General features: G+C 59.1%; 21 protein-coding genes. 1 reads left to right on the top strand and 20 read right to left on the bottom strand.

Annotated elements, in window-relative coordinates:
• The first annotated feature begins 10 nt into the window (after nt 1-10).
• Nucleotides 11-1,273: an OmpP1/FadL family transporter gene (locus tag ASF84_RS11095; RefSeq protein WP_056838226.1), complete on the top strand. Its 1,263-nt coding sequence runs from the start codon at nt 11-13 to the stop codon at nt 1,271-1,273.
• 81 nt (nt 1,274-1,354) lie between these two features.
• On the opposite strand, the gene ASF84_RS11090 is transcribed toward ASF84_RS11095, so the two are convergent.
• From ASF84_RS11090 to cobU, 20 genes are all read right to left on the bottom strand, one after another.
• A complete protein-coding gene (locus tag ASF84_RS11090; protein ID WP_056839053.1) occupies nt 1,355-1,906 on the bottom strand; it encodes a glutathione peroxidase in 552 nt (183 codons plus the stop codon).
• A 46-nt stretch (nt 1,907-1,952) separates the two neighbouring features.
• Nucleotides 1,953-3,179 carry a glycosyltransferase family 4 protein gene (locus ASF84_RS11085; protein ID WP_056838224.1) on the bottom strand — a complete coding sequence of 409 codons (1,227 nt, stop codon included), beginning with the start codon at nt 3,177-3,179 and terminating at the stop codon, nt 1,953-1,955.
• Nucleotides 3,176-4,399 carry a glycosyltransferase gene (locus ASF84_RS11080; protein ID WP_056838222.1) on the bottom strand — a complete coding sequence of 408 codons (1,224 nt, stop codon included), beginning with the start codon at nt 4,397-4,399 and terminating at the stop codon, nt 3,176-3,178. Before ASF84_RS11080 ends, ASF84_RS11085 begins: the two co-directional genes overlap by 4 nt.
• A 6-nt stretch (nt 4,400-4,405) precedes the next feature.
• The gene (gene asnB / locus ASF84_RS11075) at nt 4,406-6,319 is read right to left on the bottom strand and encodes an asparagine synthase (glutamine-hydrolyzing) (RefSeq protein ID WP_056838220.1); all 1,914 of its coding nucleotides are present in this window, start codon (nt 6,317-6,319) and stop codon (nt 4,406-4,408) included.
• A gap of 66 nt (nt 6,320-6,385) precedes the next feature.
• Nucleotides 6,386-7,597: a glycosyltransferase gene (locus tag ASF84_RS11070; RefSeq protein ID WP_082481531.1), complete on the bottom strand. Its 1,212-nt coding sequence runs from the start codon at nt 7,595-7,597 to the stop codon at nt 6,386-6,388.
• A gap of 29 nt (nt 7,598-7,626) precedes the next feature.
• The gene (locus ASF84_RS11065; RefSeq protein ID WP_056838216.1) at nt 7,627-8,613 is read right to left on the bottom strand and encodes a hypothetical protein; all 987 of its coding nucleotides are present in this window, start codon (nt 8,611-8,613) and stop codon (nt 7,627-7,629) included.
• Between the two features lie 55 nt (nt 8,614-8,668).
• Nucleotides 8,669-11,692 (bottom strand): glycosyltransferase, encoded by a 3,024-nt coding sequence (locus ASF84_RS11060; RefSeq protein WP_056838214.1) that lies wholly within the window; start codon nt 11,690-11,692, stop codon nt 8,669-8,671.
• Nucleotides 11,689-13,473: an ABC transporter ATP-binding protein gene (locus ASF84_RS11055; protein ID WP_082481529.1), complete on the bottom strand. Its 1,785-nt coding sequence runs from the start codon at nt 13,471-13,473 to the stop codon at nt 11,689-11,691. Before ASF84_RS11055 ends, ASF84_RS11060 begins: the two co-directional genes overlap by 4 nt.
• On the bottom strand, nt 13,466-14,248 hold the full coding sequence (locus ASF84_RS11050) for an ABC transporter permease (RefSeq protein WP_056838209.1): 783 nt from the start codon (nt 14,246-14,248) through the stop codon (nt 13,466-13,468). The genes ASF84_RS11055 and ASF84_RS11050 overlap by 8 nt, the downstream gene beginning before the upstream one ends.
• On the bottom strand, nt 14,245-15,330 hold the full coding sequence (wecB, locus tag ASF84_RS11045) for a non-hydrolyzing UDP-N-acetylglucosamine 2-epimerase (protein ID WP_056838206.1): 1,086 nt from the start codon (nt 15,328-15,330) through the stop codon (nt 14,245-14,247). Before wecB ends, ASF84_RS11050 begins: the two co-directional genes overlap by 4 nt.
• Nucleotides 15,327-16,421, bottom strand: a complete 1,095-nt coding sequence (locus ASF84_RS11040) for a DegT/DnrJ/EryC1/StrS family aminotransferase (protein WP_056838205.1) — start codon at nt 16,419-16,421, stop codon at nt 15,327-15,329. Before ASF84_RS11040 ends, wecB begins: the two co-directional genes overlap by 4 nt.
• Nucleotides 16,418-17,002: an acyltransferase gene (locus tag ASF84_RS11035; protein ID WP_056838203.1), complete on the bottom strand. Its 585-nt coding sequence runs from the start codon at nt 17,000-17,002 to the stop codon at nt 16,418-16,420. Before ASF84_RS11035 ends, ASF84_RS11040 begins: the two co-directional genes overlap by 4 nt.
• Nucleotides 16,999-17,952 (bottom strand): Gfo/Idh/MocA family protein, encoded by a 954-nt coding sequence (locus ASF84_RS11030; RefSeq protein WP_056838201.1) that lies wholly within the window; start codon nt 17,950-17,952, stop codon nt 16,999-17,001. Before ASF84_RS11030 ends, ASF84_RS11035 begins: the two co-directional genes overlap by 4 nt.
• 47 nt (nt 17,953-17,999) lie before the next feature.
• Nucleotides 18,000-19,310, bottom strand: a complete 1,311-nt coding sequence (gene wbpA / locus ASF84_RS11025) for a UDP-N-acetyl-D-glucosamine 6-dehydrogenase (RefSeq protein WP_442963042.1) — start codon at nt 19,308-19,310, stop codon at nt 18,000-18,002.
• A gap of 486 nt (nt 19,311-19,796) precedes the next feature.
• Nucleotides 19,797-19,919, bottom strand: a complete 123-nt coding sequence (locus ASF84_RS29910; RefSeq protein WP_269084915.1) for a hypothetical protein — start codon at nt 19,917-19,919, stop codon at nt 19,797-19,799.
• A complete protein-coding gene (locus tag ASF84_RS11020; protein WP_056838198.1) occupies nt 19,916-21,124 on the bottom strand; it encodes an MFS transporter in 1,209 nt (402 codons plus the stop codon). The genes ASF84_RS29910 and ASF84_RS11020 overlap by 4 nt, the downstream gene beginning before the upstream one ends.
• Before the next feature lie 130 nt (nt 21,125-21,254).
• A complete protein-coding gene (locus tag ASF84_RS11015) occupies nt 21,255-21,983 on the bottom strand; it encodes an adenosylcobinamide-GDP ribazoletransferase (RefSeq protein ID WP_056838196.1) in 729 nt (242 codons plus the stop codon).
• A 1-nt stretch (nt 21,984) separates the two neighbouring features.
• Nucleotides 21,985-22,569, bottom strand: a complete 585-nt coding sequence (cobC, locus tag ASF84_RS11010) for an alpha-ribazole phosphatase family protein (protein WP_056838194.1) — start codon at nt 22,567-22,569, stop codon at nt 21,985-21,987.
• Nucleotides 22,566-23,618: a nicotinate-nucleotide--dimethylbenzimidazole phosphoribosyltransferase gene (gene cobT / locus ASF84_RS11005; RefSeq protein WP_056838191.1), complete on the bottom strand. Its 1,053-nt coding sequence runs from the start codon at nt 23,616-23,618 to the stop codon at nt 22,566-22,568. The genes cobC and cobT overlap by 4 nt, the downstream gene beginning before the upstream one ends.
• Complete coding sequence (gene cobU, locus ASF84_RS11000; protein WP_056838189.1) at nt 23,615-24,136, bottom strand: bifunctional adenosylcobinamide kinase/adenosylcobinamide-phosphate guanylyltransferase; 522 nt, start codon at nt 24,134-24,136, stop codon at nt 23,615-23,617. Before cobU ends, cobT begins: the two co-directional genes overlap by 4 nt.

Genomic DNA, 24,136 nt, shown 5'->3' with positions numbered 1-24,136 from the left:
AGTACTAATAATGAAAAAACCAATGCTCAAGACCACACTTGGATTTGCGGCCTGTCTCGCTTCTTCCCATCTACTCGCTTCCGGCTTCGCCCTCAACGAACAAAGCATCAGCGGCATGGGCACCAGCTTCGCCGGGCGCTCCTCGGCCGGCGAAGACGCCAGCACCGTATACGGCAACCCGGCCGGCATGTCGCGCATCAAGCGCGAGCAGGTCAGCTTCGGCGCGGCGGCCATCTTCGCCAAGACCGACATCAACGATGGGCGGGGCACCTTCGGTGGCAGCAACGACGGCGACATGGTGCCGGTGGTTGCAGTACCCATGGGTTACTACATCAAACCGCTCAATGAGCAATGGACCTTCGGCCTGGGCGTCTACGCCCCCTATGGCCTGCTGACCGACTATGAAAGCGGCTTTGCCGGCCGCTACTGGTCGGACAAGAGCGAAGTCAAGGTCGTGACCATCCAGCCGACCATCAGCTACGCCTTCAACGACAAGGTCTCGATCGGCTTCGGCCCGACCATCAACCGCATCGAAGGTGAGCTGAGCTCCAGGACCCTGACCGCCGCCACCCCAGGCCGCAACGACGGCAAGGTCACCATCACCGGCGACGACACCGCCGTAGGCTTCAACGTCGGCCTGATGGTCCAGGCCACCGACGCTACGCGCCTGGGCCTGACCTATCACTCCAAGGTCGACTACACCCTCAAGGGCAAGACCAAGGTCGAAGGCCCTGGGTTCGGGCCTTTCAGTGGCCAGAAGTACGACGCCTCGCTCGACCTGAACACGCCGGAGTCGGTCGACTTCTCGGTCACCCATCAACTGGACGACCAGTGGACGATCTACGCCGGCAGCACCTGGACACGCTGGAGCCGCCTGGAGACCATCGACGTGGTCAACAAGACCCCGGCGCCGCTGACCCCGACCATCGGCCTGATTTCCGAGCCGCAGGAATGGCGTGACACCTGGTACCACGCCATCGGCGCCGCCTACAAGGTCAACCGCGAGTGGACCCTGCGCGCCGGCCTGGCCATGGACCAGTCGCCGGTCAGCAACTCGCACCGTTCGCCACGCATCCCGACCGGCGATCGCAAGATTGTCAGCTTCGGTGCCGGCTGGAGCCCGACCGACGACATCACCATCGATGTCGCCTACCTGTACCTGCGTGAAGACGAGGCCAAGCTGCGTGACAGCAGCGCCACCAAGGGCACCTACAATGCCGACTTCCGCAACAGCGCCCATACGGTGGGTACGTCGCTGACCTACAAGTTCTAAGCGTACGGCAAGCCATGAAAAAGCCCGCGATCCTGACCAGGGATCGTGGGCTTTTTCATGGCGGCCTTCAACGCTGTCTGCTCAAGGCTTCGAGGCAATGGCCTTTTCCACGGCGGCCAGCAGCTCCGGATCATCCGGCTTGGTCGTGCTGGCAAAATAGGCAATCACCTTGCCCTGGCGGTCGATTACATACTTGTAGAAGTTCCAGCGCGGCGCCCCGCCCTGCTCGGCCAACCCCTTGAACAAGGGTATGGCATCGCTGCCACGCACAGGCTGCGGCTCGGTCATCGTGAAGGTCACGCCGTAATTGACGTAGCAGACCTTGGCCGTTTCTTCGCCATCGCCGGACTCCTGCTTGAAGTCATTGGACGGCACGCCCAGCACTTCCAGGCCTTGGGCCTTGTACTGCTGGTTCAGGGCCTCAAGCCCCTTGAACTGCGAGGTAAAGCCACAAAAGCTGGCGGTATTGACCACCACCAGCGGTTTGCCCGCATAACGCTCGCACAGGTTGATCGTCTCCTTGGCTCGCAGCATGGGCAACTCACCCCGCAACAGAGCCGGGCAATCGGCGGCCTGAGCCGTACTGCTCAATGCCAGCAGCAGGGCCGGCAGCGAAATCCAGCGAATGGTCATGCGGGCATCCCTGTTCATCGATGTGATGCCTGACACAGTACTCTTTTCAGCCCTTGGCGACACTGATCAGCAATGCTTCCATGGCGCTACGATTGTGCTGAGCATCGAAATGCTCGCGCACATAAGCATGAGCACGCTGCCCCATGAGCAGACAGTCATCCTGGTCATGGCGCAGTTGCTCCACCAGTTCGGCCAGTCGCGAAGCATCATTGGGAGCAAATAGAATACCGGCGCCGGCCTTCTCGACAATTTGCCCGGCCTCGCCGGCCACCCCGCACAACACAGGGCGGGCACACGCCATGTAATCGAGTAGCTTGGTCGGGATGGCCCCCAGGAACAATGGAATATCCAGCAGCGTCACGACGCAGATGTCGGCTGCATTGATATAGGCACGCGCCTGATGCTTGGGCACAGGCGGCAGAATACGCACGTTATCAAGCCCCAGCGCTTCGACACGCGCCTGCAGCCAAGGCCTGCGCATGCCATCGCCTACCAGCAGGTAACGCAGGCGTTCATCCTGGCTATGACGTGCGGCTTCAAGCAGCACATCCAGATTATTGGCGTCTCCCATCGCACCGAGGTAAAGGACGATATGACAGTGCTCCCAACCCAGCTCGCGACGAATGCATTGACCTGCCGGCAGGTCCGGAAACAGCATGTGCCGGTCAATGCCGCAGGTAATGACTTGCAGCTTTTCGACCGGCCAGCCACGGGCGGCGATGTCATCGCGAATCCCGGCGGTGAGCGTGACGATGCGAGCAGCATGGCGATAAAGCAATCGCTCCATCCATGACATGACTGAAATGAGCAGCCGGTTGCGCAGGATGCCCATCTGCACCGCCGAGGAAGGCCACAGGTCACGCACCTCGAACACCAGTGGGATGCCGCGCAGCTTGCATACCAGCCATACCGGAAGCATCGGGAAGATCGGCGGCGACGAGGCCAGCACCACGTCCGGTCGAGGCACGCGCAGCAGGCCGATGGGGGCCGTCAACGAAAACGAGATGAAACCGAGCAACCGACCAAGATAACTACGGTGCAATTGAGTGTAGGTAAAGGTACGAATGATATTGACCGCACCATCGCGTTCGCGGCGTAACAGCCTTCGATACCAAGGCCGTGAAGGAGGGTCCGTACGCATGTAACCGGTCTCGCCCGACACCACGGTCACTTCATGTCCGCGTTCGGCCAGATGCTGGGTCAGCTCATAGACCAGCGAATGTCCCGGTGCCTCATGGCCCTGATAATACTGATAGATCACGGCCACTTTCACTTGAGGTCCTCATAGATCTGCTTGAGTTTCTCGCCCTCACATTGCCAGTTCAGGGTCTGGCGCACCTGCTGCAGGGTGCTGCGCCAGGCCTGCAGGCGTAGCCTGTCACTGAAGAATTCATCAATGGCAAGCGCCAATCGGGCGGCACTGCTCAAGTCGCCGACCTGGCCGATCTGCTGGTCGTGTACCAGACGACGCAACTCGGGAAGATCACTGGCCAGAACAGGCAGGCCGGCAGCGATGAACTCGAACAGTTTGTTGGGCGTGCAGTAGTAATTGTTCAGGCATATCGCCTGATAGGGAATGATGCCTGCGTCGGCCGCGCAGGTGATCGACAACAGACGGCCCTGGGACACTGTAGCGTGAAGGTGCACCCGTCCCTGCAACCCCAGGCGGCCGATAAGGCGACGCAAGGATTCGGCCAATTGGCCATCCCCGAGCAAGACCAGATGAATATCGCTCGTCTTGAGCTGCGCCATGGCCTGGACCAGTACTTCCAGATGACGACCGGCCGACAGCCCACCCTGAAACAATAGAATCCGATGATCGGCCTTGATGCCGAAGCGTTCGTGTAAATAACGCGAGCGTGGCAACAGCGAATCGACCCGCTCGGCGTTGTAAATGACGGAGACACCGGACAGACCATAGCGTTGCTCAAGCTCACCGGCAATCGAGGGATTGACCGTAATGATCCGGTCGCAGGCCTGGATATGCCGCCGCTCGATTTCCGCCCACGTCACCTGCTGCCAACGGGCAAATTCCTGCTCGCTGTAAAGCTCATGGCTGTCGTACACCAGTCGGGCCTGCCATTCTTTAGCCAGCGTGTGCGCCACGGCCAACATCGGCAGGTCATGCGCAACGACCACTTGCGCACGGTGCGCACGTCCCGGCGCCAGAAACAGATTCAGATAGAAATGCTCCTGATCGACCACCCAACGCCAGGCCATCGACTTGAGCATACGCATCAACCGGCCATTCATCGGCAGGTAACGCCGAACCAGACGATAAGCCTCCAGGACATGATTTTCACGACGAGCAGTCACTTCCCGACCGGCCCCGATGCGCACGACGCGCGGGTCGTCCATGGCGGGCGCGTCATGCGGCATGGCCAGGATCGTCACCTGCCAGCCGGCCTCGTGAAGGCTGTCTGCCTGCAAGAGAATCCTGCGGTCGATCTGGCGGTCATTGCACAGCATCAATACATGCGGTGTTTCAGGCATTTGAGGTTACCTGTCTGCGTCGATGAAATTGCGGTGCCACAGCTCAAGGCACAGCAGCCCCCAGACCACGCGTCCGAATTCATGCTCGCAAGCCAGGGCTTTCTCGACCGCCGCCACGTTATAAAGCCCGCGCTGGCGGGCACGCTGGCTAAGCAAAGTGTCGCGTACAAAATCTCGTGCTACCCCGTGAGTCCACTGGGTCAAGGGTGTCGGAAAACCCATCTTGTCCTGGCGCTCGAAAATTGCGGAGGGTACGGCACTGCGTACCGACTCCTTGAACAGATGCTTCATGCGCCCGTTGGCAAACTTGATATTGGGAGGAATGGTCGCCATGAACTCGACGATGCGGTGATCAAGCAGTGGCACCCGCGACTCGATGGACGCCGCCATGCTGGTGCGGTCCTCGACATGCAGCAGCGCCGGCAACGAGCCCTTCAGATCGAAATAGGTCATCTGATTGACCAGCGAGTGCAACCCGTCGCGGTTGAAAATACGCTGGAATGAGTCGAAAGGTGAGTAGCCACCGTCACCGCGCAAGGCTTCCTGATTGAATAACTGACTCATGCCCTCGCTACGGTCGACCAGGCTGAAATAGCGTTGATCATGGGAGCCGAACAAACCGTCTTTCCATAATCCCTGAAGCATTGGCTGGTACGTCGCCAGCAATGGCAGGTTGGGTACGATGGACTCCAGCGACACGGCATAGCGGTACTGGCTGGAGGTCTGGTAGATCGCCCCTGACAAGCACTTTTCCAGATAGGTCGCCATATAGCGGGCATAGCCGATAAACAGCTCGTCTCCCCCCTGCCCGCCCAGCACCACCTTCACGTGCTGGCTGGCCAGCTGTGAAACGTAGTACTGGGGAATCACTCCGGGACCTGCCAGCGGCTCATCCATGAAGTGCATCAGGCGTGGCAGCACATCGGCCAGCTCATTGCCGGCCGGAATATAGATCTCGTTGTAGGCCGTGCCGGCAAATGCCGACACCTCCTTGGCATAACGCGTCTCGTCGAATTGCAGACCTTCATGGAAAGCACCGGTAAAGGTGTTTATCTGCTCGCCGCCGAGCATTCTCGCGGCCAGGCAGACGATGGCGCTTGAATCCAGACCGCCAGACAGATGCGCTCCCAAGGGCACATCCGAGCGTATGTGCAAACGAATCGAATCGTCGATCAACCCCGACAGGGTGTCGATGAAGTAACGCTCGTCGTGCGCCTCATCAATGATGTACTGCACGTCCCAATATGGACGACAACGGATCTTTAGCGCATCGTTCTCATACCAGGCGGTCAGGCAGTGACCCGGCTCAAGTTTGTCGATGTTCTTGAACAGGGTCTTCTGATCCAGGCAGAACTGAAACGTAAGGTAATCCTGTAAACCTTCCTGGCGGGCCTGCGCGGGCACCGAGCCCTCTGCCAGGATCGCCTTGATCTCGGAGGCGAACAGCAGGCGCCGGCCATCGAAATGGTAGTAGAACGGTTTGATGCCGATCCGGTCCCGGGCGCAGAACAGCGTTTGTTGATGCGTGTCCCAAATGGCAAAGGCAAACATACCCAGCAAGTGATCAAGCATCGACTCGCCCCACTCACGGTAGGCATGCAACAGCACTTCGGTGTCCGAATAACTGTGGACCGCATGGCCTTTGCCGATGAGCTCGCGACGCAATTCCAGATAGTTATAAATAGCACCGTTGAAAACCACGATGAAGCGACCGTCTTCGGTCAGCATGGGTTGCTTGCCATGCTCGGGATCGATAATGGCCAGGCGCCGATGCCCCAACGCAACAGGACGATGAGCATCGACCCACAGCCCTTCGCCATCAGGACCACGATGTTCGATAACATTCATCATTCGATAGATTGAATCAGTGATCAACGCGTGTGATCCCGACACGCCGACACGTCCTGCGATACCACACATAAGGCACCTTACATTCGAAAAATAATGACTGACACTGTGCAAAGTCCAATCGATGAAAGGAAAAAATCAGCGGGTAATACGCTGATAAACAGCCAATAGTTTGCGGCCCTCTACATCCCAGTTAAGCGCCTCGCGTGCAACGCGGGCGCCACGCTTCAAAGAGGCCAGACGTGCAGGATCAGCAAAGAGCCGATTGATACTTTCAGCGATGGCATCAGCCGAATTCAGATCGGCCATCAAGCCATTGCCGTATTGAGTGGCAACCTGACGAAGAAAAGGCAGGTCGTTGCTGATGAAAGGCACTTCGGCGATGGCGAACTCAAACAGCTTGTTAGGGCTGCAGAAATAATTATTCTCGTCGACACCATGATAAGGAATGATGCCAAGGTCAGCATCACAGGTCAGTGCATGCAATTCATCCGACGGGACCCCCCCATAAAAGAATACACAGGCTTCTAAACCCAAGCGGGCCACCTGACGTTTCAGGACGCTTTCAAATTCGCCGTAACCCACAATGACCAAATAAATATCATCATTGAAACGAGCGGCTGCCTGAACAATTCTTTCAATTCCCCGATGATCGGAAATCCACCCCTGATACAACAGAATATGAGCGCCCGCGTCCAGGCCAAAGCGGTCGCGTAAAGGCGAACCCGAGAGAACTGGGACCTTGGGGGCCGCATTCATGATGACGTGAGGCGCTGGCACGTTGTAACGCTCACCCATCAACCTGGCGATATAAGGATTGACCGTGATTGCTGCGTCGACGTGCCTGATCAGTCGTGACTCTTTCTTTTTGTATTTCCTTTGAACAGCCGGGGGTAATTGCACCTGGGCGTAGTACAACTCATGGGCATCATAAATCAGAGGCACCTGCCGGGCCGCCGCCAGCTTGACGGCAGGCGCGAGCATGGGGAAGTCATGGATGTGCAGCACATCGACCTGATACTCCATCATTCTTTCCAGAATGAAATGCTCGAATGAGTTCAGGAACGCCATGCGGTTGGCCCAGGCACGAAATACACGCCCTGCCACGGTGTAGACGCTCGACCCCGACACCAGCCCGCAATGCCTGGCCCATCTCGAAAAGCGCGAGTCACTCCAGTCGAAAACGAAGCGTTCGATCCGGATCCCTTCATGCCTATAAGACTCACGCTGCGGACATTCAAAGCCCGCCAGCAACGTGACCTCATGCCCCTGCTCAACAAGCGTTCGCGCCTGCTGCAAGATACGTCGATCAATCATCAGATGATCGGCGGTCGCCATTAAAATATTCATGACATTCAGTCGTTCATACCTTGTTGTATTTACCGGCACCGGGCCGTATCCAGTTGATCGGCGAGCAGCTCAGGGTCATAGGTTCCTACGCCTACCTGCCCGCCCATGGGCGCTCCATGCGCAGTAATGCCGTTGTAATAGACGTTCGCAGGCGAGCCCTGCTGAAAAAAGTGCATGCCGTACTTGAGGCTGTCCCATACCCCCTGTTTCTCTTTATCGAATTCAACCAGGGGTTTTTTCGAGATCGGGACAAGCTGTCCGGCACCGTTGAAACACATCGCCATCCAGTCCTTGGCAGTCTCCACGATCAGGACGGGTTGCTGATCGACCATGAGGGTTCCCAGCGTGTAGAACCCACTTGCAGATGAATAGACAGTCTGGCTTTTTCCTGCGGTCGCAGCGCTTTCCAGGACCGCCGACCTGATGACATTGACGCCCTCTGCAACACTGGTATAGACAATCATGTCCTTGCCGTTGCGGGTCAGGACCACAGGATCAAGGGCATTGTCGACCACTAGCCTTTCAGGCGCCGACCATGTCGTTCCATTGTTGCTGACCGAATGGTAAATCGCGGTATAACGATCCGGTCGATCCCCGTCGGCGGCAGAAAAGTACAGGTTGAAAAGCGTTTTACCCTCGACCGTGGCAACACTGACGAAAGGAAAGGCATAGCCGCCCTTGAACGGTAGTGCTGCCTCATCGAAAATATTACCTTGCTTGATAAAGTCCTGACCCGTGCTCGCCACGGCCAGCTTTATCCGCCAGCGGCCATCATCACCATAAGCCGAGTACAGCATCCCTTTGCTGTTTCCCATGCGATAGACCGTCGGATATTCCACATGCATGGACTCATCCGAGGCGGGCTCAATCCTGATGATCGGACTGGCTTGCCAAGAAAAAATCCTGACGCGTTCAGCGGCGAGCCACATAAAGCCCAACCCGACAAGCGCCATGACTGACACAATAAAAAGTACAGGCCTGTTAAACCGCGCCATAGAAATCTCGCTATTACTCATCAATGATGACGGTCATGCCGCCTTATGCACCTGACTGCCAGAACACCCGTGACCGTTACGGGCGCTCATGATCAATCACCCTCAACAAGTCCGAATAAGTCGCCTTCAGTCTTTGTGCAATTCTGAAAGCAGAGAACCTGCGCTCGGCAACGCTTCGAATCAGTGTTGCATCGAAACGATCAAGTTGATGGGCCATCGTCAGCAGACCTTCGGCAAGGGCATCGACCGACTGATCAACAATGTGCCCCAGCGCCGGGTGGGTAACGATATCCTCCGGCCCGCCGCAGCAGGTTGTGAGCACTGGGCGACCACAGCTCATCGCTTCGATTGCGACCACGCCAAATGTTTCGCTCTCGCTGGAAATCACCAGGAAATCACAGTGTTGGTAATGCGTTACAAGTTGCTCCCTGCTCGCATGCCCTGAAAACTCGACAACGGCTGACACCCCAAGTGAATGGGCCAGATGTTGAGCCTCCTCCATCCCTTCCCCACTGCCTACCAGTCGTAACCGCAAACGAGGTTGTGAGGCGAAGGCACTGGCAAAGGCTTGAATCAATATTGGCACACGCTTTACGGGCACAAAGTGCCCGACCCATAGAACCGTGATCAGGTGACTTTCGGGCTTGGCCTGACAAGCGAAAAGCTGCGTATCCACCAGGTTGGCGATAACCTGCAAACGGATTCGGGAATCAAGTCGAACCTGTTTTTTAATATCGTCCAGGAGCGCTGAACTCACGGCAACAATGCTGTTGGCCGCATTCAATGCCTTCTGTGTCATATGCCGGAGATAAGGGGTGCGCGTCAGTGTCGTGAAAGGCCCGGTGTGCTCAGTGATCACCAGGGGAAGACTGAACTTTCGGGCCAGATGTCGCCCTGCCGTGCCGTCGGTATACGCGGTGTGGGCATGCACCAGTTCAAAAGGGAAGTCGTTGTGCAGCCATTTGGCCTGGCGCATCAAGCCATGTGTGTAGGTTGCCGCATGTGTCTGGTAAGGAAGTGCAGCACTGACGATATACGCGAAGCGGATCACAGGAACGCCATCATGGCATTCCCATGCCAGACTATTCTGCGCACGGTAGAGAGCAAGCGCGTGCTTCACCCGCCTGGGATCAAGGGTGCTTATCCAGAAAGGCTCACCACTGACAACCCGGGCATCGACGCCCTGCGCACGTAATGCCTTGACCTGTTCGTGAACGAAGATGCCACCCGCCGGGTTGTAGTCACGTGGATACATATGCGACACGACCAGCACCTTGCGCGCCTGCATTGAGTCCTTGGGGCCTGTGGCGCCTGACTCTATATCCAGAGCGTCAACCATTAACCGGTACCGGTTTTCCTCTTCGCTCAAATCGTGGGCCAGGCGTGAGCACTCAGCGTTCAGTTCTTTCAGGTCAAGCAGCAACGTATCCTTTTCAACGGTCAGTCGCTGTACCAGCGTTGTGGCTTTGCCGGCTTCCTGCAATTGCTCGTCGCGCTGCCTGATCTGCGCCTGCAAGTGCTCTACGTTCAAGGTCGCACATTCAAGTTGCTGGAGGTTTCGTCTGTTTTCCTCATGCAACCGATCGTTTTTTCTTTCAAGGCATGACAGCTCTGACTCAAGCTGGCTTCGCTCGGCAGATAACCTCTCGATTGCCTGCTGACCCTCGGCCAACTGTTGCTGTACCTGGCTCAACAACAGGCTGGAACATGTAAAGCGATCCTCGATTTCGGCACGCTTTCTTTCAATCTCGTTGGCGACTTCATTGAGCCCGACCTTCGATTGCCAGACCTCTTGAAATGCCCGTTCTTTCTCCTGAAGCTTTATTTCCAGGCCCGCGCGGGCAGACTCCAGCGATTCGGTCAACGCCATGAGCCTGGAAGACGCTTGCATGACCTGATCTGCGACAGGATCATCGCCCAGGCAACAATCCATCACACCGAGCACGTCACTCGATGTGAGCGTCAGTTCGAAGCTGATATCTGCACTGGCGTGGTAAATCCGCACGATGCAACCATGGGGACCAAAGGGCACGCCCGGCAATTGAAATGCAGTGCCGTCGCTTCGGGCCGGTGCGGTTACGTAACGCCTTCGGACATGGTCATAGACCTCGATAGACTCAAAGTGGCCCGTCACAAGATGCAATGTCGCAGGACGCACCGGAAACACCAGAGTGCAATAATCCGGATCGCCTCGAAGACGGTAGAGATGACGTGGGTAATTGACAGGGTCGGTACGCTCGCCAAGCGCGCGCACCTCAAATGCATGCTCAAACGGTACCGGAACATCAACTATCGGGTCGTGCCTTTCAACTGGGGCATTGCGCTTGAATAGCACGAGCACTTCACTTCTGGTCGGCCTTTCGCGCAGCCCTTCAGCGACCAGCATGGCCTGAAGGGATTCGAATCGTCGGTGTAACTTTTGCGCACGATCCGATTGCAACACAGGCCCACGGCGTGTCCCGCAATCGGGGCATACCGCCTCTTCGAAGGGATAGTCAAGACCCGAGAACCGATGCGCCATCCTTATCAGATCAGGGTCTTCGAATGTCCAGCACTGGCCCGAAAGCCGTACGCTGACAGCCTCGAACTCCGGCGTGAACAGCGACACCACGTCCTCGATCATGTAGGTGCGTTGATGCAAATGAGCGTGATACCGGTGGCCGCAAGCCGGGCAATCGACACTCGAAGCTTCAAGCAACTCCCTGTAGGGTACGGCGACCAGAATATAGCGGGCCGATACACGAGCGATTTCTTTCAAGGCCTGGGCATAAACAGCCTCGGGCAGATGCTCGATCACGTCACTGGACAGCGTGAGATCGAACTGGCCATCGACAAACGGAATTGCACAGAGGTCCGCGACTACGGCAGGCGCCTCAAGGTACCTGAGAGCGGATTCGCTGAAATCACAGCCCATGACATCCCAGCGAGGATACAGCCTGTTTGTAACCGTGCCGTTGCCGCAGCCAGCATCGAGGATAGTCATCACATCGTCAGGAATCAGGGCCATCAGGTCTTCAACGACCGTCAACTGTTCACAGACCGCGTCGCGACGCCACAATTCGTGCTGAGAAAAATAGTGAATCCCGGAATGCGCGCTCATCCCATCACCTCCCTGTCACTCCAGTCGACAGGGTGCACCACCAGGCCGCGCTCCATGAGCACCTCGCCAGGAGCAATCACGCGAATGCGGTACATGCGATCGTGTACGTCCAGAGGGCGTTGTCCGCAGCGCTGGCCCTGCGTCATGCCGTCGAAGATCCCGATCGAAATCACGTAATCCCCGATACCGATCATCAACGGGTTGAAGCGGGCATGCACGACCCCGGTACGGCGCTCACGCGTGGCGGCAACAAAGGGAGAAAGCACCTGGGAAATACAGCGCCCATCCATTGCGTAGATACAGACGATAAATGCCATAGTGGCAATGTCGACCTTGGCCCCCCAACGGATCTGGATATCAAGGCGCTCACCGAAGGCGAACACGCGACGTGACGTCTGCGTATGGTCGAAGAAGTCCACTCCGTCAATCCAGGCGCTGCCTTCGCCATACTCAAATTCGGAACGTACGGTCGGCCCAGGCGTTTGCGCGTCTTCGGCCAGGCGCGCAGAGGCACCCAAGGCAAAACGCTGAGTGATGACCTGCCCCTTCTGGGTGGTCGTGCTCAGCACACCAAGGCTGACGTACTCCAGACCATCGAATATCTGAAACCACAGAGGCTCATCGACCGCAGCGCCACTGTGCCTGACAGTGACCGAATATTCGTCCAGCGTTCCCAGGCCGAGTGGCACCCTGACACTGACAGGTGCATGCCGGTATTGCCCACCGCACGCCTTGAACTCCCTGAAGCTGACGCCCTGCGCATCGAGCAACGGCGGTCCCCAGTTCATGTAGCCCTGAGCGGTCAGCAGGTGCACACGCTGATTACGGTCATCGTCCAGCGCCTCGCCAACCAGTACATGGTCGACAAGCTCGCCCTGATGCTCAAGCCGGAACTCATACACTTTCAACGGACTGACAGGCGCTGTGTCATTGGCTGAAATCAGACGCAGGATCGATACCCGATCCTGATCCGAATCGGTCAGCAATTCACTGACATCGCCTCGACTGAGCCGGAGGTTGATGGCCCTGAGGCGAAGCTCTTCCTGCTTGCGAATGGAAGCAGCATAGGAGCGGCCGATTTCGATGGGATCACCGTCGGCAACAATCCGGCCGCGCTCGACCCATATCACCCGGTCACAGATCATCTGCACAGCCGACATGTCATGCGAGACAAACAGGACCGTAGAGCCCTCGGCCGTCAAGGCGCGCATGCGCCTGGCAGACTTTCCGGCAAAATAGGCGTCACCCGCCCCGAGGATTTCGTCGATGATAAGAATTTCAGGACGTATCGCCGTCGCGGCGGCGAACGCAAGTCGCGAATACATGCCGGAGGAGTAGGTCTTGACCGGCTTGTCGATGAACTCGTCGAGCTCGGCAAAGTCCAGAACATCGTCCAGCAGTCTGTTGGCCCGTGCACCGGTAACGCCCTGATAGGCGAATGAAGACAGGACGTTGGCGCGCCCTGTGAACTCGGGATGAAAACCTGTACCCAGTTCCATGAGTGCCTGAACACGACCTGTAACTTTCAGCTCGCCTTCGGTCGGCTGGATCAGGCCGGCGATCAACTTGAGCAAGGTGCTTTTGCCTGCACCGTTACGCCCGATAAGCCCTACCCGCTCACCAGGATTGATTGTCAGCGACAGGTTGCGCACAGCCCAGAACTCATCGTACGAAGAACGTGCAACCGGCAAGCCAAGTGCTTCGATCATGCGATGACGAGGCGAACGAAAGACCCTGTACATTTTGGCTATCGAAGCCAGCGTTATGATGGGCTTAGACATAATCGGAAAACAGAGGCTTGAGGCGCGAGAAGATGAATCCGCCAAGACACAGCGTGCCGATTGACATCATCGTGAAAACACCCAGCAACTCCAGTTTCACCTCCCCGATGAATGCCGCATCGCGGTACAGCATGATCAGGTAGTACAAAGGGTTGGGGTACATGAAAGGAATGAGTTCCTGTGGAATCATTTCATGTGTGTAGGCAATGGGTGACACCAGCATCAGGAAGAGAATGAGTACGCCTACCATCTGACTCAGGTCGGGAACAAATACATTGATTGCCGACAGGATCCATATCAGCCCGACGGTAAACAGGATTTGCAGCATCAGGATCAGCGGGATCATCCACTGAGTTGAATGCACGATCCCCCGGGACCATAGAATGCCCAGCAGCATCAACAGGCCGACCAGCATCGTCACACTGCTGGCCAATACAGTCTTCACCGGAATCAGCTCGATGGGGAACAACGTATTCCTGACCAGCCCCTTGTTGCCAAGTACGGCCCCTACACCGCTGCCCAATGCCTCGGCAAAGCCGAGAAACGGAACCAGGCCGCAAAAGATCAACAGGACATAGTCGAACGTACCAAATTGCGCAACGCGCACTTTGTAGATCATGGTGTAGACAACGGCATACAGCCCGAGAAACAGCAGGGGGTAGATGACGATCCATGCCGCGCCGAAAATCGTGCCAATAAAGCGACTGCGAATATCGCCAAGAGTCGTCGCCCAGAGAACCTGATGATGGCGCCAGATCATGACTATAGCGCTCATGACGCTGCACTTCGCAGGCTTGACACGATTCGCGAGGCCGCCTGGCCATCACCATAGACAAGGGGGCGTTGCCGGGGCATTGATCGATTATTCACAGCGGCCACAATGGCCTCACGGCGGGCACCGGCCAGTTGGTTGAAGCCCAGCTCGACGGTTTCAACCCATTCGGTTTCATTGCGCAATGTCACGCAAGGCACGCCGTAAAAGCAGGCTTCCTTCTGCACGCCCCCGGAGTCGGTCAAAATGACATTGGCGGCTTGCTCAAGCGCCATCATGTCCAGAAACGGCAAGGGGTCGGTCACGCGCAGGCGCCTCAGGCAAGCGACCAGGCCGTGATCGTGCAATGACTTGCGCGTGCGCGGGTGCAAGGGCAGCACAACCGGCATTTGCTGCGCAATGTCGCCAAGGGCAGCCATGATCTCGCTCAGACGCCGGGGATCGTCAGTGTTCTCGGCTCGATGACAGGTGGCCAAGGCAAACTGGCCTGCCTGAAGACCCAGTTGCTCGAGAATCCGGCTTTTTGACCGGGTACGGTCAGCGCAGTACAGCGCCACGTCGTACATCACATCCCCCACATTGGAAACGCCCTTGCGCCGCCCCTCACTGGCCAGGTTATCGACGGCCAACGCCGTCGGACACAGCAACAGCGTCGACACCTGATCAGCGACAATACGGTTGATTTCTTCAGGCATGCGCCTGTTGAACGAACGCAGGCCCGCCTCGACATGCGCCACCGGGATATGCAGCTTGGCCGCTGCCAGTGCCCCGGCCAGCGTGGAATTGGTATCGCCATAGACGAGCACCCAGTCCGGCTGCTCGTCGAGCAGGATGCGTTCGATACCTTCGAGCATTCGCCCGGTCATTGCACCGTGCGTCCCGCCGCAGACTTCCAGGTTGTACCTGGGCGCAGGAATATCCAGCTCATCGAAAAACACCTGGGACATGTTTTCATCATGGTGCTGGCCGGTGTGGACCATGACTTCTTCGATCTGCCCCGGATGTCTGAGCATCTCACGGGAGACGGCAGCCGCCTTGATGAATTGCGGACGTGCGCCGACGACAGTAAGGACTTTGCAGGTCATGAAGAAATACTCACTTTCAATGCCGCGACGATCGATTGCTGGACCGACTCGTCCAGATAGGGGTGCATCGGCAGGCTGAGGACCTCGTTGGCGGCCTGATCACCGACCGGCAGATGGGCCGAAGGATCGGCCACGGCAGGCTGGCGATTCAGTGGTATCGGGTAATGCACCGACGTCGGAATGCCAGCCTCGGACAGTACCTGCCTGACCCTGTCACGCTCGGCAACACGTATCGTGTACTGTGCCCAGGCACTGGTATTGCCTGCCTTGATCATCGGCACGGTGTCGATACCCTGGGCTTGCAGCAATGCGCTGTAGCGATCGGCGACAATCTGGCGTCGCTCAAGCTCGTCGGTGAAGATTGCCAGCTTGGGCAAGAGAATCGCCGCCTGCAATGTATCGAGCCGGCTGTTCACGCCCACCCGGATATGGTGATAACGCCGGTCCTGGCCATGACGGGCAATCTGGCGCACCACCACAGCCAGTTCGTCATCGTCTGTAAATACGGCACCGCCATCGCCGTAGCAGCCCAAGGGTTTGCTCGGAAAGAAACTGGTGCAGGCGATGCGGGTCAGTCCGCAGGAACGACGCCCCTTGCAGGTGGCCCCGAAGCTTTGCGCCGCATCTTCGATCACCGTGATGCCGTATCTGGCAGCCATGGCATTGATCGCTTCGAAGTCAGCGCACTGGCCAAACAGGGACACCGGGATGATCGCACGGGTACGCACTGTGATGGCTGCTTCCAGCAATGCCGGGGCCAGGTTGAACGTACATGGATCGATATCCACATACACAGGGGTGGCGCCGAGCAGAGTGATGGTTTCGGCGGTGGCGATGTAGCTGAACCCTGGCGTGATCACTTCATCACCCGGCCCGACCCCGAGGGCCATGAGGGCAATCTGCAAGGCATCGGTGCCGTTGGCCACGCTGATGCAATGCCCGACGCCAACAAACGCCGCGAGTCTGTCTTCCAGCTCGGCCACTTCGGGCCCGAGGATGTACTGACCATGCGCCATGACCCGCTCGATGCCGTCAGTGATGCACGCCTTGAGGCGTGCCTGCTGGGTCTTGAGGTCGATGAATTCGATCATGCCTGCGACTCCCTGCTCACGACCCTGCCCTGCAAACGGTAGCGTGCACCGGTGTGTTCGCAGCGGGCAGTTCCCTCGCCCTGCAGGGGCAGATGCAATGGCTCGCCGAACTCGCTCATCCAGCCAATCTGTCGGCCTGGAACCCCTACGATCAGTGCATAGGCCGGAACATCCCGATTGATGACCGCTCCTGCGCCAATGAAGGCGAACTCACCAATGGTCACGCCACAGACAATGGTGCAGTTGGCGCCCAGGGTCGCGCCCTGGCCGACGCAGGTGCTGCGATACTCGTCCTTGCGTTCGATCAGCGAGCGCGGGTTGTAGACATTGGTAAAGACCATGCCGGGGCCACAGAACACACCATCACCGAGTGTGACATCGTCATAGACCGAGACGTTGTTCTGGACCTTCACCCGGTCGCCGATGACAGCCCGGTTGCCGACGAATACGTTCTGCCCCAACGAGCAGTGCCTGCCGATCCTGGCGCCTGCACACACGTGCACGAAATGCCAGATACGGCTGCCTTCTCCGATTTGCGCGCCTTCGTCGACAATGGCGCTGGCATGAGCCTGGAACGTCATGCTGACCTCGACAGACGGGACGTGAATTCATGACCTTCGCTATCGCGGGCGGTCACTGGTATCGCACTGCGGATCGCCTCGACGGTCTCGACACAATGGCGCGCGTCTTCAATGCCATACCCCTTGCCATCGAGAATCGCCTGGTAGCTGGCGGTGTGCAGGTCGGTGAAGCCTTCGGAAAATTCGATTTCCCGGCCATCGACGGTGATGGAGCGCCACGTCGTCTGCCGGCCCCTCACGGCCTCGGGCAAGTCCTTGGCATCGATCGACAGAAACCAGCGCACCCGGGCATTCTCGTACTCCAGATAACCCGCTGTCTTGAGCGGGTCGGCAAAGTGCACGACATTGCGCTGCAACCTGCCGAAGACAAAGTGCAGCATGTCGTAGAAATGCACACCGATATTGGTGGCCACCCCGAATGATTTGCGGGGGTCACCCTTCCAGCTCTGCATGTACCATTTACCGCGCGAGGTGATGTAGGTCAGGTCGACTTCATGCTTGTGCACGGCACCGCCCTGCACACGCGACTTGAGGTCGATGATCGCCTGATGATGACGCAGTTGCAGGATGTTCCACAGCCGGTGCCCGGTCTCCTGCTCGGTCCGCGCCAGGTCATCGAGTTGATTGGCAGTGGGGACCAGCGGCTTTTCACAGATCACATCGCAGCCCAAGCGCAGCCCGGCACCGATATGCGCATGATGCAGATGGTTGGGACTGCATACCGAGACGAAATCCAGGGCCTGACCGGGTTGCCGTTTCAAGGCACAGGCGTGGTCGTGGAAGCGTTCGAACTCGGTGAAGAATTCGCTGTGGGGCGCCAGGCTGTCGATAACGCCCACCGAGTCGTTGATGTCACAGGCGCTGACCAGTTGGTTGCCGGTCTCCTTGATGGCGCGCATATGTCGGGGGGCTATGTAGCCAGCAGCACCCAGCAGAGCAAAACGTCGCATGGACAACTCCAGTTGATGAGCCTGATGCCGAGTCAGGCTTGCACGGTTCAGGCTTTTACGATGTGGGCTTCGGGCTGGCGGTATCGGCCACGGCTGTCGACCAGCAGTTGCGAGTGCAGGCGAATCAGCTCGTAGTCGAAACCGGCATGATCGGTGGCCAGCAGCACGGCATCGAACGACGCCAGGTTGTCCGCCGTCAGCGGCTCGCTGGACAGGTCGAAGCGGTGCTCGCGCATTTTCGGAAAAGACGGCACATGGGGGTCGCTGTAGGCCACTACGCCACCCTTGGCTTCGATCAGTTCCATGATTTCAACCGAGGGCGACTCGCGCATGTCGTCCACGTTCTTCTTGTAGGCAATGCCCAGCACCAGCACCCGACAGCCCTTGAGCGCCTTGCCACGCTGGTTCAGGCCGTCCATGAGCTTGCCGACCACATATTCGGGCATGGCCCTGTTCACCTCGCCCGACAGCTCGATAAAGCGGGTATGCAGGCCGTATTCGCGAGCCTTCCAGGTCAGGTAGAACGGGTCGATGGGAATGCAATGCCCACCCAGGCCGGGACCCGGGTAATACGCGGTGAAACCGAACGGCTTGGTGGCGGCGGCATCGACCACCTCGAAAATGTCGATACCCATGCGATCGGCCACGACTTTCATTTCGTTGACCAGACCGATATTGACAGCGCGATGGATGTTCTCCAGCAGCTTGGTCATTTCGGCGGCCCGGGTGGAACTGACCGGCACCACCCGATCGATCGCCTGCTCGTAGAGCGCAACACCCACCGCCAGACAGTGCGGTGTGTGCCCGCCAATCACTTTTGGAATTGTCTGGGTCTGGAAGTCAGGGTTGCCCGGGTCTTCGCGTTCCGGCGAGTACACCAGAAAGATGGATTCACCGACCGTAAGGCCGCCTGCCTGCATACGCGGCAGCAGCTCTTCTTCAGTGGTGCCGGGGTAGGTGGTGCTTTCAAGGGAAATGATCTGCCCTTCACGCAACCAGGGCCTGAGCGCTTCGATCGTATCGACCACAAAGCTCAGGTCCGGCTCACGGTACTTGTTCAGTGGCGTAGGCACACAGAGGATCAGTGCATCGCACTGCGCTGCATGAGTAAAATCTGCGGTGACTTCAAAACCCGAGGCACGCGCCTGGGCAATATCGACACAAGGAATATGCTCGATGTAACTTTTACCAGCGGCAAGTGTTTCAACTTTGAACGTATCTATATCGATACCCAGAACGCGATAACCGATTCGGTTATAACGAAGCATAAGGGGCAACCCGACATAGCCAAGGCCGACAATACCGATCAATGCATCCCTGGACTTCAACAGATCCAGAACACGATTGCGTGCATTCACAATTTATACCTTTCCTAAAGCAAAAGAACACACATCCCCTGCCGAGAACCAAGGCAGGCGAGTCTCTGGAAAGATGGACAACCCCTAAGGCTTACAGGCGTTAGAGAAAACCTCTATAAGAGTGTGCAAGTACTGCTGAGTGATAAAGTCGAGCATAGCAGCATCTGGAATTATAAAAACAAGCAAAACGACGAAAGACTCACTAGTCGCCATTTCCTACAACACTTGCAGAACTTTCTCACACTCACAAGATGATGGCTTATTGAAGCCTGATAGCCATGCAACATCAAGCTGCATGTTATATAGAGGAATCACTCAAGTACGTCCTGGTCCATAAGGCACCTCCCAGAAGCACCTGAATGATCATCGCTACGTACTTGTACCGTCTGGGCATGGCGCTGACTGACTCGCCTACGTTTTTAGACGCTCCCTCTCAGCACACTTCAAAAACATGATCGACGGATTACAGGTGTGTCTGGACAGCCCTCAGCAATTGCCCATGCCCAACTGCAAACCGGCCAACCCCACCTGTTGCCAGCCCCACCACGCCAGGGCCAGCACCGCAGCCCCCGCAGCGAGTGCCGGCAGCCAGAGCCAGATGTGCTTCACGCCACCGCCTGGGCTTGCAGCCGCGTCACAGGACGCTCACGCACCGGCCAGTTCAAGGCAGCGGCCAGCACACTGAGCAACACCGAGATCTGCCAGACCAGGTCGTAGCTGCCGGTGCGGTCGTACACCACCCCGCCCAGCCAGCCGCCCATGAACGAGCCCAGTTGATGGAACAGGAAGACAATTCCGGCCAGCATCGACAGGTTGCGCACACCGAAGATGCTCGCCACGGTGCCATTGGTCAACGGCACCGTGGACAACCACAGCAAGCCCATGGCGATGCCGAACAGGTAAGCGGTGGTCTGGCTCAGGGGCACCCAGAGAAACAGCACGATCACCACCGCACGCAACAGGTAGATGGCGCTGAGCAGTCGCGGCTTGGACATCTTGCCGCCCAGCCAGCCGGCGGTGTAGGTGCCGAAGATATTGAACAGCCCGACCAGCGCCAGCACGGTGGTGCCGACCTGCGCAGGCAGGTGCTGGTCCACCAGGTAGGCCGGCAGATGCAGGCCGATGAATACGACCTGGAAGCCGCAGACGAAAAAGCCCAGGGCCAGCAGCCAGAAGCCCGAATGCGAACAGGCTTCGCGCAGGGCTTCACCCAGGCTTTGCTGGGGCCCGGTGACGACCACCGGCTGGCTTTGCCTGAGCATTGCCGCCAAGGGCACGATCAGCGCCACCAGCACCGACAGCACCAGCAAGGCGCCGGACCAGCCCAGCCCGCCAATCAGGCCCAGCGTACCCGGCAGCATGGCGAACTGGCCGAACGAGCCGGCGGCACTGGCGATGCCCATGCCCATGCTGCGTTTCTCGGGCGGCAGCGAGCGGCCGACCAGGCTCAGAAGAATCGAAAACGAGGTGCCGGACAAGCCGATCCCGATCAGGATGCCGGCGCTCAGCGACAGGCTCAACGGCGAATCGGCCAGGCTCATCGTGGCCAGACCCGCCGCGTACAACACCCCGCCGATCACCACGATGCGGGCCGAACCGTAGCGGTCGGCCAGGGCGCCGGCAACCGGTTGCGCCAGCCCCCACAGCAGGTTCTGCAAGGCAATGGCGAAGGCAAACACCTCGCGGCCCCAGCCGAAATCATTGCTCATCGGCGACAGGAACAGGCCAAAGCCATGCCGCGTGCCCAGCGACAGCGCCAGGATCAACGCACTGCCCACCATGATCCAGCCACTGGTTCGCCAGGCTGATGTCATTGCTACCCCTCCGGTCCTTCGCAGGTGATGCGGTCGATGACCTGCTGTTATTGTCAGAAATCATTGCAGCAAGGCGTATATAACGGCCCTGCCGATGTTGCAAGATATTTCCCGACCAAGGCAGGCAGACTCAGATCGCGATCGCCACCAGCACCATGACTTCAAGCAGTTCGAGCATTGCACCGGCCGTATCACCGGTAGTACCGCCCAGACGGCGCAGCATGACCCGGCGCAGGGCATAAAACCCCAGTACAGCCACCAGCACTGCCCACAGCCCGTTAAACCCGGCCATAAACAGACAAAAGAGCGAAACCAGCCCCAGCACTCGCCAGCCGGCACGACGCGGCAAATGATCGGCCAGCGCCTGGCCAAGCCCGCCGGCACGTACGTAAGGCGTGGTCAGAAACAATCCCAGCAAGGCACTGCGGCCGATCAACGGCGCCAGCAGCAGGCCAATCGGTTGCTGTTGATCAAGCAAGGCCAGAATCGCGGTGAACTTGAGCAACAGCACCAGCACCAGCGTGACCACGGCGATCGGCCCGCTGCGCGGGTCCTTCATGATGGTCAGGGTGCGCTCACGATCACCAAAACCACCCAACCAGGCATCGGCGCTGTCGGCCAGGCCGTCCAGGTGCAAGCCACCGCTGAGCAACACCCAGGCACTGAGCAGCAAGGCGGCGTGCAGCATCGGCGGCGCACCACTCAATAGCAGGCTCAAGCCGATCAGCATCAGGCCGAACAACGCGCCCACCAGCGGATAGCACAACAGCGAGCGGCCCATCTGCCTCGGCTCAGGCATGCCCGGCAGGCGCACCGGCAAGCTGCCGAGAAATTGCAGGGCGATCCAGAACGGCAACATGTCAGCGCTCCGTCAGTCGGCCATCGGCATCAATGTCGATGGCCAGCAAGGCGCCGTGGCCGACCTCGACTTGCAGCAGGTGTTCGCGCGGCAGGCCGCGGGCATGGGCCAGCAACAGGCGCATCACGCCGCCGTGGCTGACCAGCAACACGCGCTCGCCAGCATACTGGCGCTGCAAATGCTGCACGCCCCCAAGCACACGCTCGGCAAAGGCCAGCACCGGCTCGCCGTTGGGCGGGGTAAAGGTATAAGGGTTATCCCAGAACGCTCCGAGCCCCGCCGCATCGGTGTCCATGATCTGCGCCGCGCTGCGCCCTTCCCAATCGCCGAAATGCAGCTCTTGCAAGGCCGGCGCCAGTGTCATGGGCACGCCCAGGCGCTCGGCCAGGGCCTGGGCAAAACGCGCGCAGCGCTGCAAGGGCGAACTGACAATACGCGTCCAGGGACCACCGTCAACGACGGCTTCGTGCATCTGCGACCAGCCCTGTTCAGTCAGGGCGTCGTCCAGGCTGCCGCGCAAGCCGCCGCCCAGTTCGGTTTCACCGTGCCGCAGCAGGTCCAGGCACAGGCGCCCCTCGAGGCTCATGCCGGGCGATCCGCCACGGCGGCCTCGGCAAAGGTCGCCATGCCGTTGTGCAACTCGCAGGCCAGCCGTACCAGCGGCACCGCCAGCGCCGCCCCGCTGCCCTCGCCCAGGCGCAGGCCCAGGTCGAGCAAAGGCTCGGCCTGCAGCACTTCGAGCACATGACGATGACCGGTCTCGGCCCCCCGATGACCGAACAGCAGCCAGGCCCGGCAGGACGGGTTCAACCGCACCGCCACCAGCGCCGCTACGGTGCAGATAAAACCATCGACCAGGGCCACGATGCCCTCCTGCGCGCAGGCCAGGTAAGCGCCGACCAGCGCGGCAATCTCGAAGCCGCCCAGGCAGAACAGGCTGCACAACGGGTCGCCGGCGTGCTCGGCGTGTACGGCCAGGCCGCGCTCGATTACCGCGATCTTGTGCTGCACGCCTTCAGCGTTAAGGCCCGTACCAGGGCCGACCAGCAAGGGCGCGGCGCACTCGAGCACCGAGCAGGCCACGGCGCTGGCGGCCGCCGTGTTGCCAATGCCCATTTCCCCGCCCACCCACAATTCGCCACCCGCCGCCTTGGCACGCAGCACACTGTCACGTCCGGCCAGCAACGCCGCATGACCTTGCTCGACGGTCATGGCCGGGCCCTGCACGAAGTTGGCGGTGCCGGCGCCCAGGTGCAAGTGGCGCACGCCGGGCAGGTTCACGGGCGAGACGGTGCCCAGGTCGATCACGTCCAGTTGTGCCGCCAGTTGCCGGGCCAGCACGCTGATCGCCGCGCCGCCATTGACGAAGTTGCCGAGCATCTGCCCGGTGACCGCCTGCGGGTAGGCCGAGACGCCTTCGCTGACCACGCCATGGTCGCCGGCGAAGATCGAGATCCACACCTGTTCGACACTGGGTTTCTCGCGCCCTTGCAGGCCGGCGATCTGCACCGCCAGGCGTTCCAGTTGCGCCAGCGAACCCGCCGGCTTGGTCAATTGCTGTTGGCGTGCCAACGCCGCTTCCCGGGCGGGCACATTGATTGCCTGAGCCGGTGCAAGCCACCAGGTCTGTGTCATGGAGCAGTTCCTTTCAAGGTCAGGGGCAGGCCGGCCACGGTCAGCACCACGCGCTGGCAGCGCTCGGCCAGGGCCTGGTGCAACAGGCCGGCTTCGTCGACATAGCGACGGGTCAGCTCACCGAGGGGCACCACGCCCAGCCCGGTTTCGTTGCTGACGAAAATGATCTCGCCGGGCAGCCCGGTAACGGCATCAAGCAGCGCCTGGCGCTCCTCGACAAGGCGCTCGGCGTTGTCGAGCATCAGCAGATTAGTCAGCCACAGGGTCAGGCAGTCGACCAGCAGGCACTGGTCGGCACCGGCCTGTTCACGCAACGCAGCGGCCAACGCCAACGGTTCTTCGACCAATCCCCAACTGTCCGGGCGACGCTGGCGATGCAGGGCCACGCGCTGGTTGAGTTCGCCGTCCACCGGCTGACTGGTGGCGATGTAGGTCACCGCCAGCCCTGAGCGGGTGGCCAGTTCTTCGGCCAGGCGGCTTTTGCCGGAACGGGCACCGCCAAGGATCAGTTGCAACAT

Origin of the sequence: Pseudomonas sp. Leaf127, assembly GCF_001423155.1 — a bacterium.
Classification (GTDB): Bacteria; Pseudomonadota; Gammaproteobacteria; order Pseudomonadales; family Pseudomonadaceae; genus Aquipseudomonas; species Aquipseudomonas ovata.
This window is presented reverse-complemented; position numbering and strand designations above follow the sequence as displayed.

What these genes read in the sequence shown, in the direction of transcription:
- ASF84_RS11095 (WP_056838226.1), top strand. Translation starts at nt 11, where the DNA reads ATGAAAAAACCAATGCTCAAGACCACACTTGGATTTGCGGCCTGTCTC.
- ASF84_RS11090 (WP_056839053.1), bottom strand. Translation starts at nt 1,906, where the DNA reads ATGACCATTCGCTGGATTTCGCTGCCGGCCCTGCTGCTGGCATTGAGC.
- cobU (WP_056838189.1), bottom strand. Translation starts at nt 24,136, where the DNA reads ATGTTGCAACTGATCCTTGGCGGTGCCCGTTCCGGCAAAAGCCGCCTG.
- ASF84_RS11015 (WP_056838196.1), bottom strand. Translation starts at nt 21,983, where the DNA reads ATGTTGCCGTTCTGGATCGCCCTGCAATTTCTCGGCAGCTTGCCGGTG.
- ASF84_RS11080 (WP_056838222.1), bottom strand. Translation starts at nt 4,399, where the DNA reads ATGCCTGAAACACCGCATGTATTGATGCTGTGCAATGACCGCCAGATC.
- ASF84_RS11065 (WP_056838216.1), bottom strand. Translation starts at nt 8,613, where the DNA reads ATGAGTAATAGCGAGATTTCTATGGCGCGGTTTAACAGGCCTGTACTT.
- ASF84_RS11055 (WP_082481529.1), bottom strand. Translation starts at nt 13,473, where the DNA reads ATGTCTAAGCCCATCATAACGCTGGCTTCGATAGCCAAAATGTACAGG.
- ASF84_RS11070 (WP_082481531.1), bottom strand. Translation starts at nt 7,597, where the DNA reads ATGAATATTTTAATGGCGACCGCCGATCATCTGATGATTGATCGACGT.
- cobC (WP_056838194.1), bottom strand. Translation starts at nt 22,569, where the DNA reads ATGAGCCTCGAGGGGCGCCTGTGCCTGGACCTGCTGCGGCACGGTGAA.
- ASF84_RS11035 (WP_056838203.1), bottom strand. Translation starts at nt 17,002, where the DNA reads ATGACGTTCCAGGCTCATGCCAGCGCCATTGTCGACGAAGGCGCGCAA.
- ASF84_RS11040 (WP_056838205.1), bottom strand. Translation starts at nt 16,421, where the DNA reads ATGATCGAATTCATCGACCTCAAGACCCAGCAGGCACGCCTCAAGGCG.
- wecB (WP_056838206.1), bottom strand. Translation starts at nt 15,330, where the DNA reads ATGACCTGCAAAGTCCTTACTGTCGTCGGCGCACGTCCGCAATTCATC.
- ASF84_RS11060 (WP_056838214.1), bottom strand. Translation starts at nt 11,692, where the DNA reads ATGAGCGCGCATTCCGGGATTCACTATTTTTCTCAGCACGAATTGTGG.
- ASF84_RS11030 (WP_056838201.1), bottom strand. Translation starts at nt 17,952, where the DNA reads ATGCGACGTTTTGCTCTGCTGGGTGCTGCTGGCTACATAGCCCCCCGA.
- ASF84_RS11050 (WP_056838209.1), bottom strand. Translation starts at nt 14,248, where the DNA reads ATGAGCGCTATAGTCATGATCTGGCGCCATCATCAGGTTCTCTGGGCG.
- asnB (WP_056838220.1), bottom strand. Translation starts at nt 6,319, where the DNA reads ATGTGTGGTATCGCAGGACGTGTCGGCGTGTCGGGATCACACGCGTTG.
- cobT (WP_056838191.1), bottom strand. Translation starts at nt 23,618, where the DNA reads ATGACACAGACCTGGTGGCTTGCACCGGCTCAGGCAATCAATGTGCCC.
- ASF84_RS11020 (WP_056838198.1), bottom strand. Translation starts at nt 21,124, where the DNA reads ATGACATCAGCCTGGCGAACCAGTGGCTGGATCATGGTGGGCAGTGCG.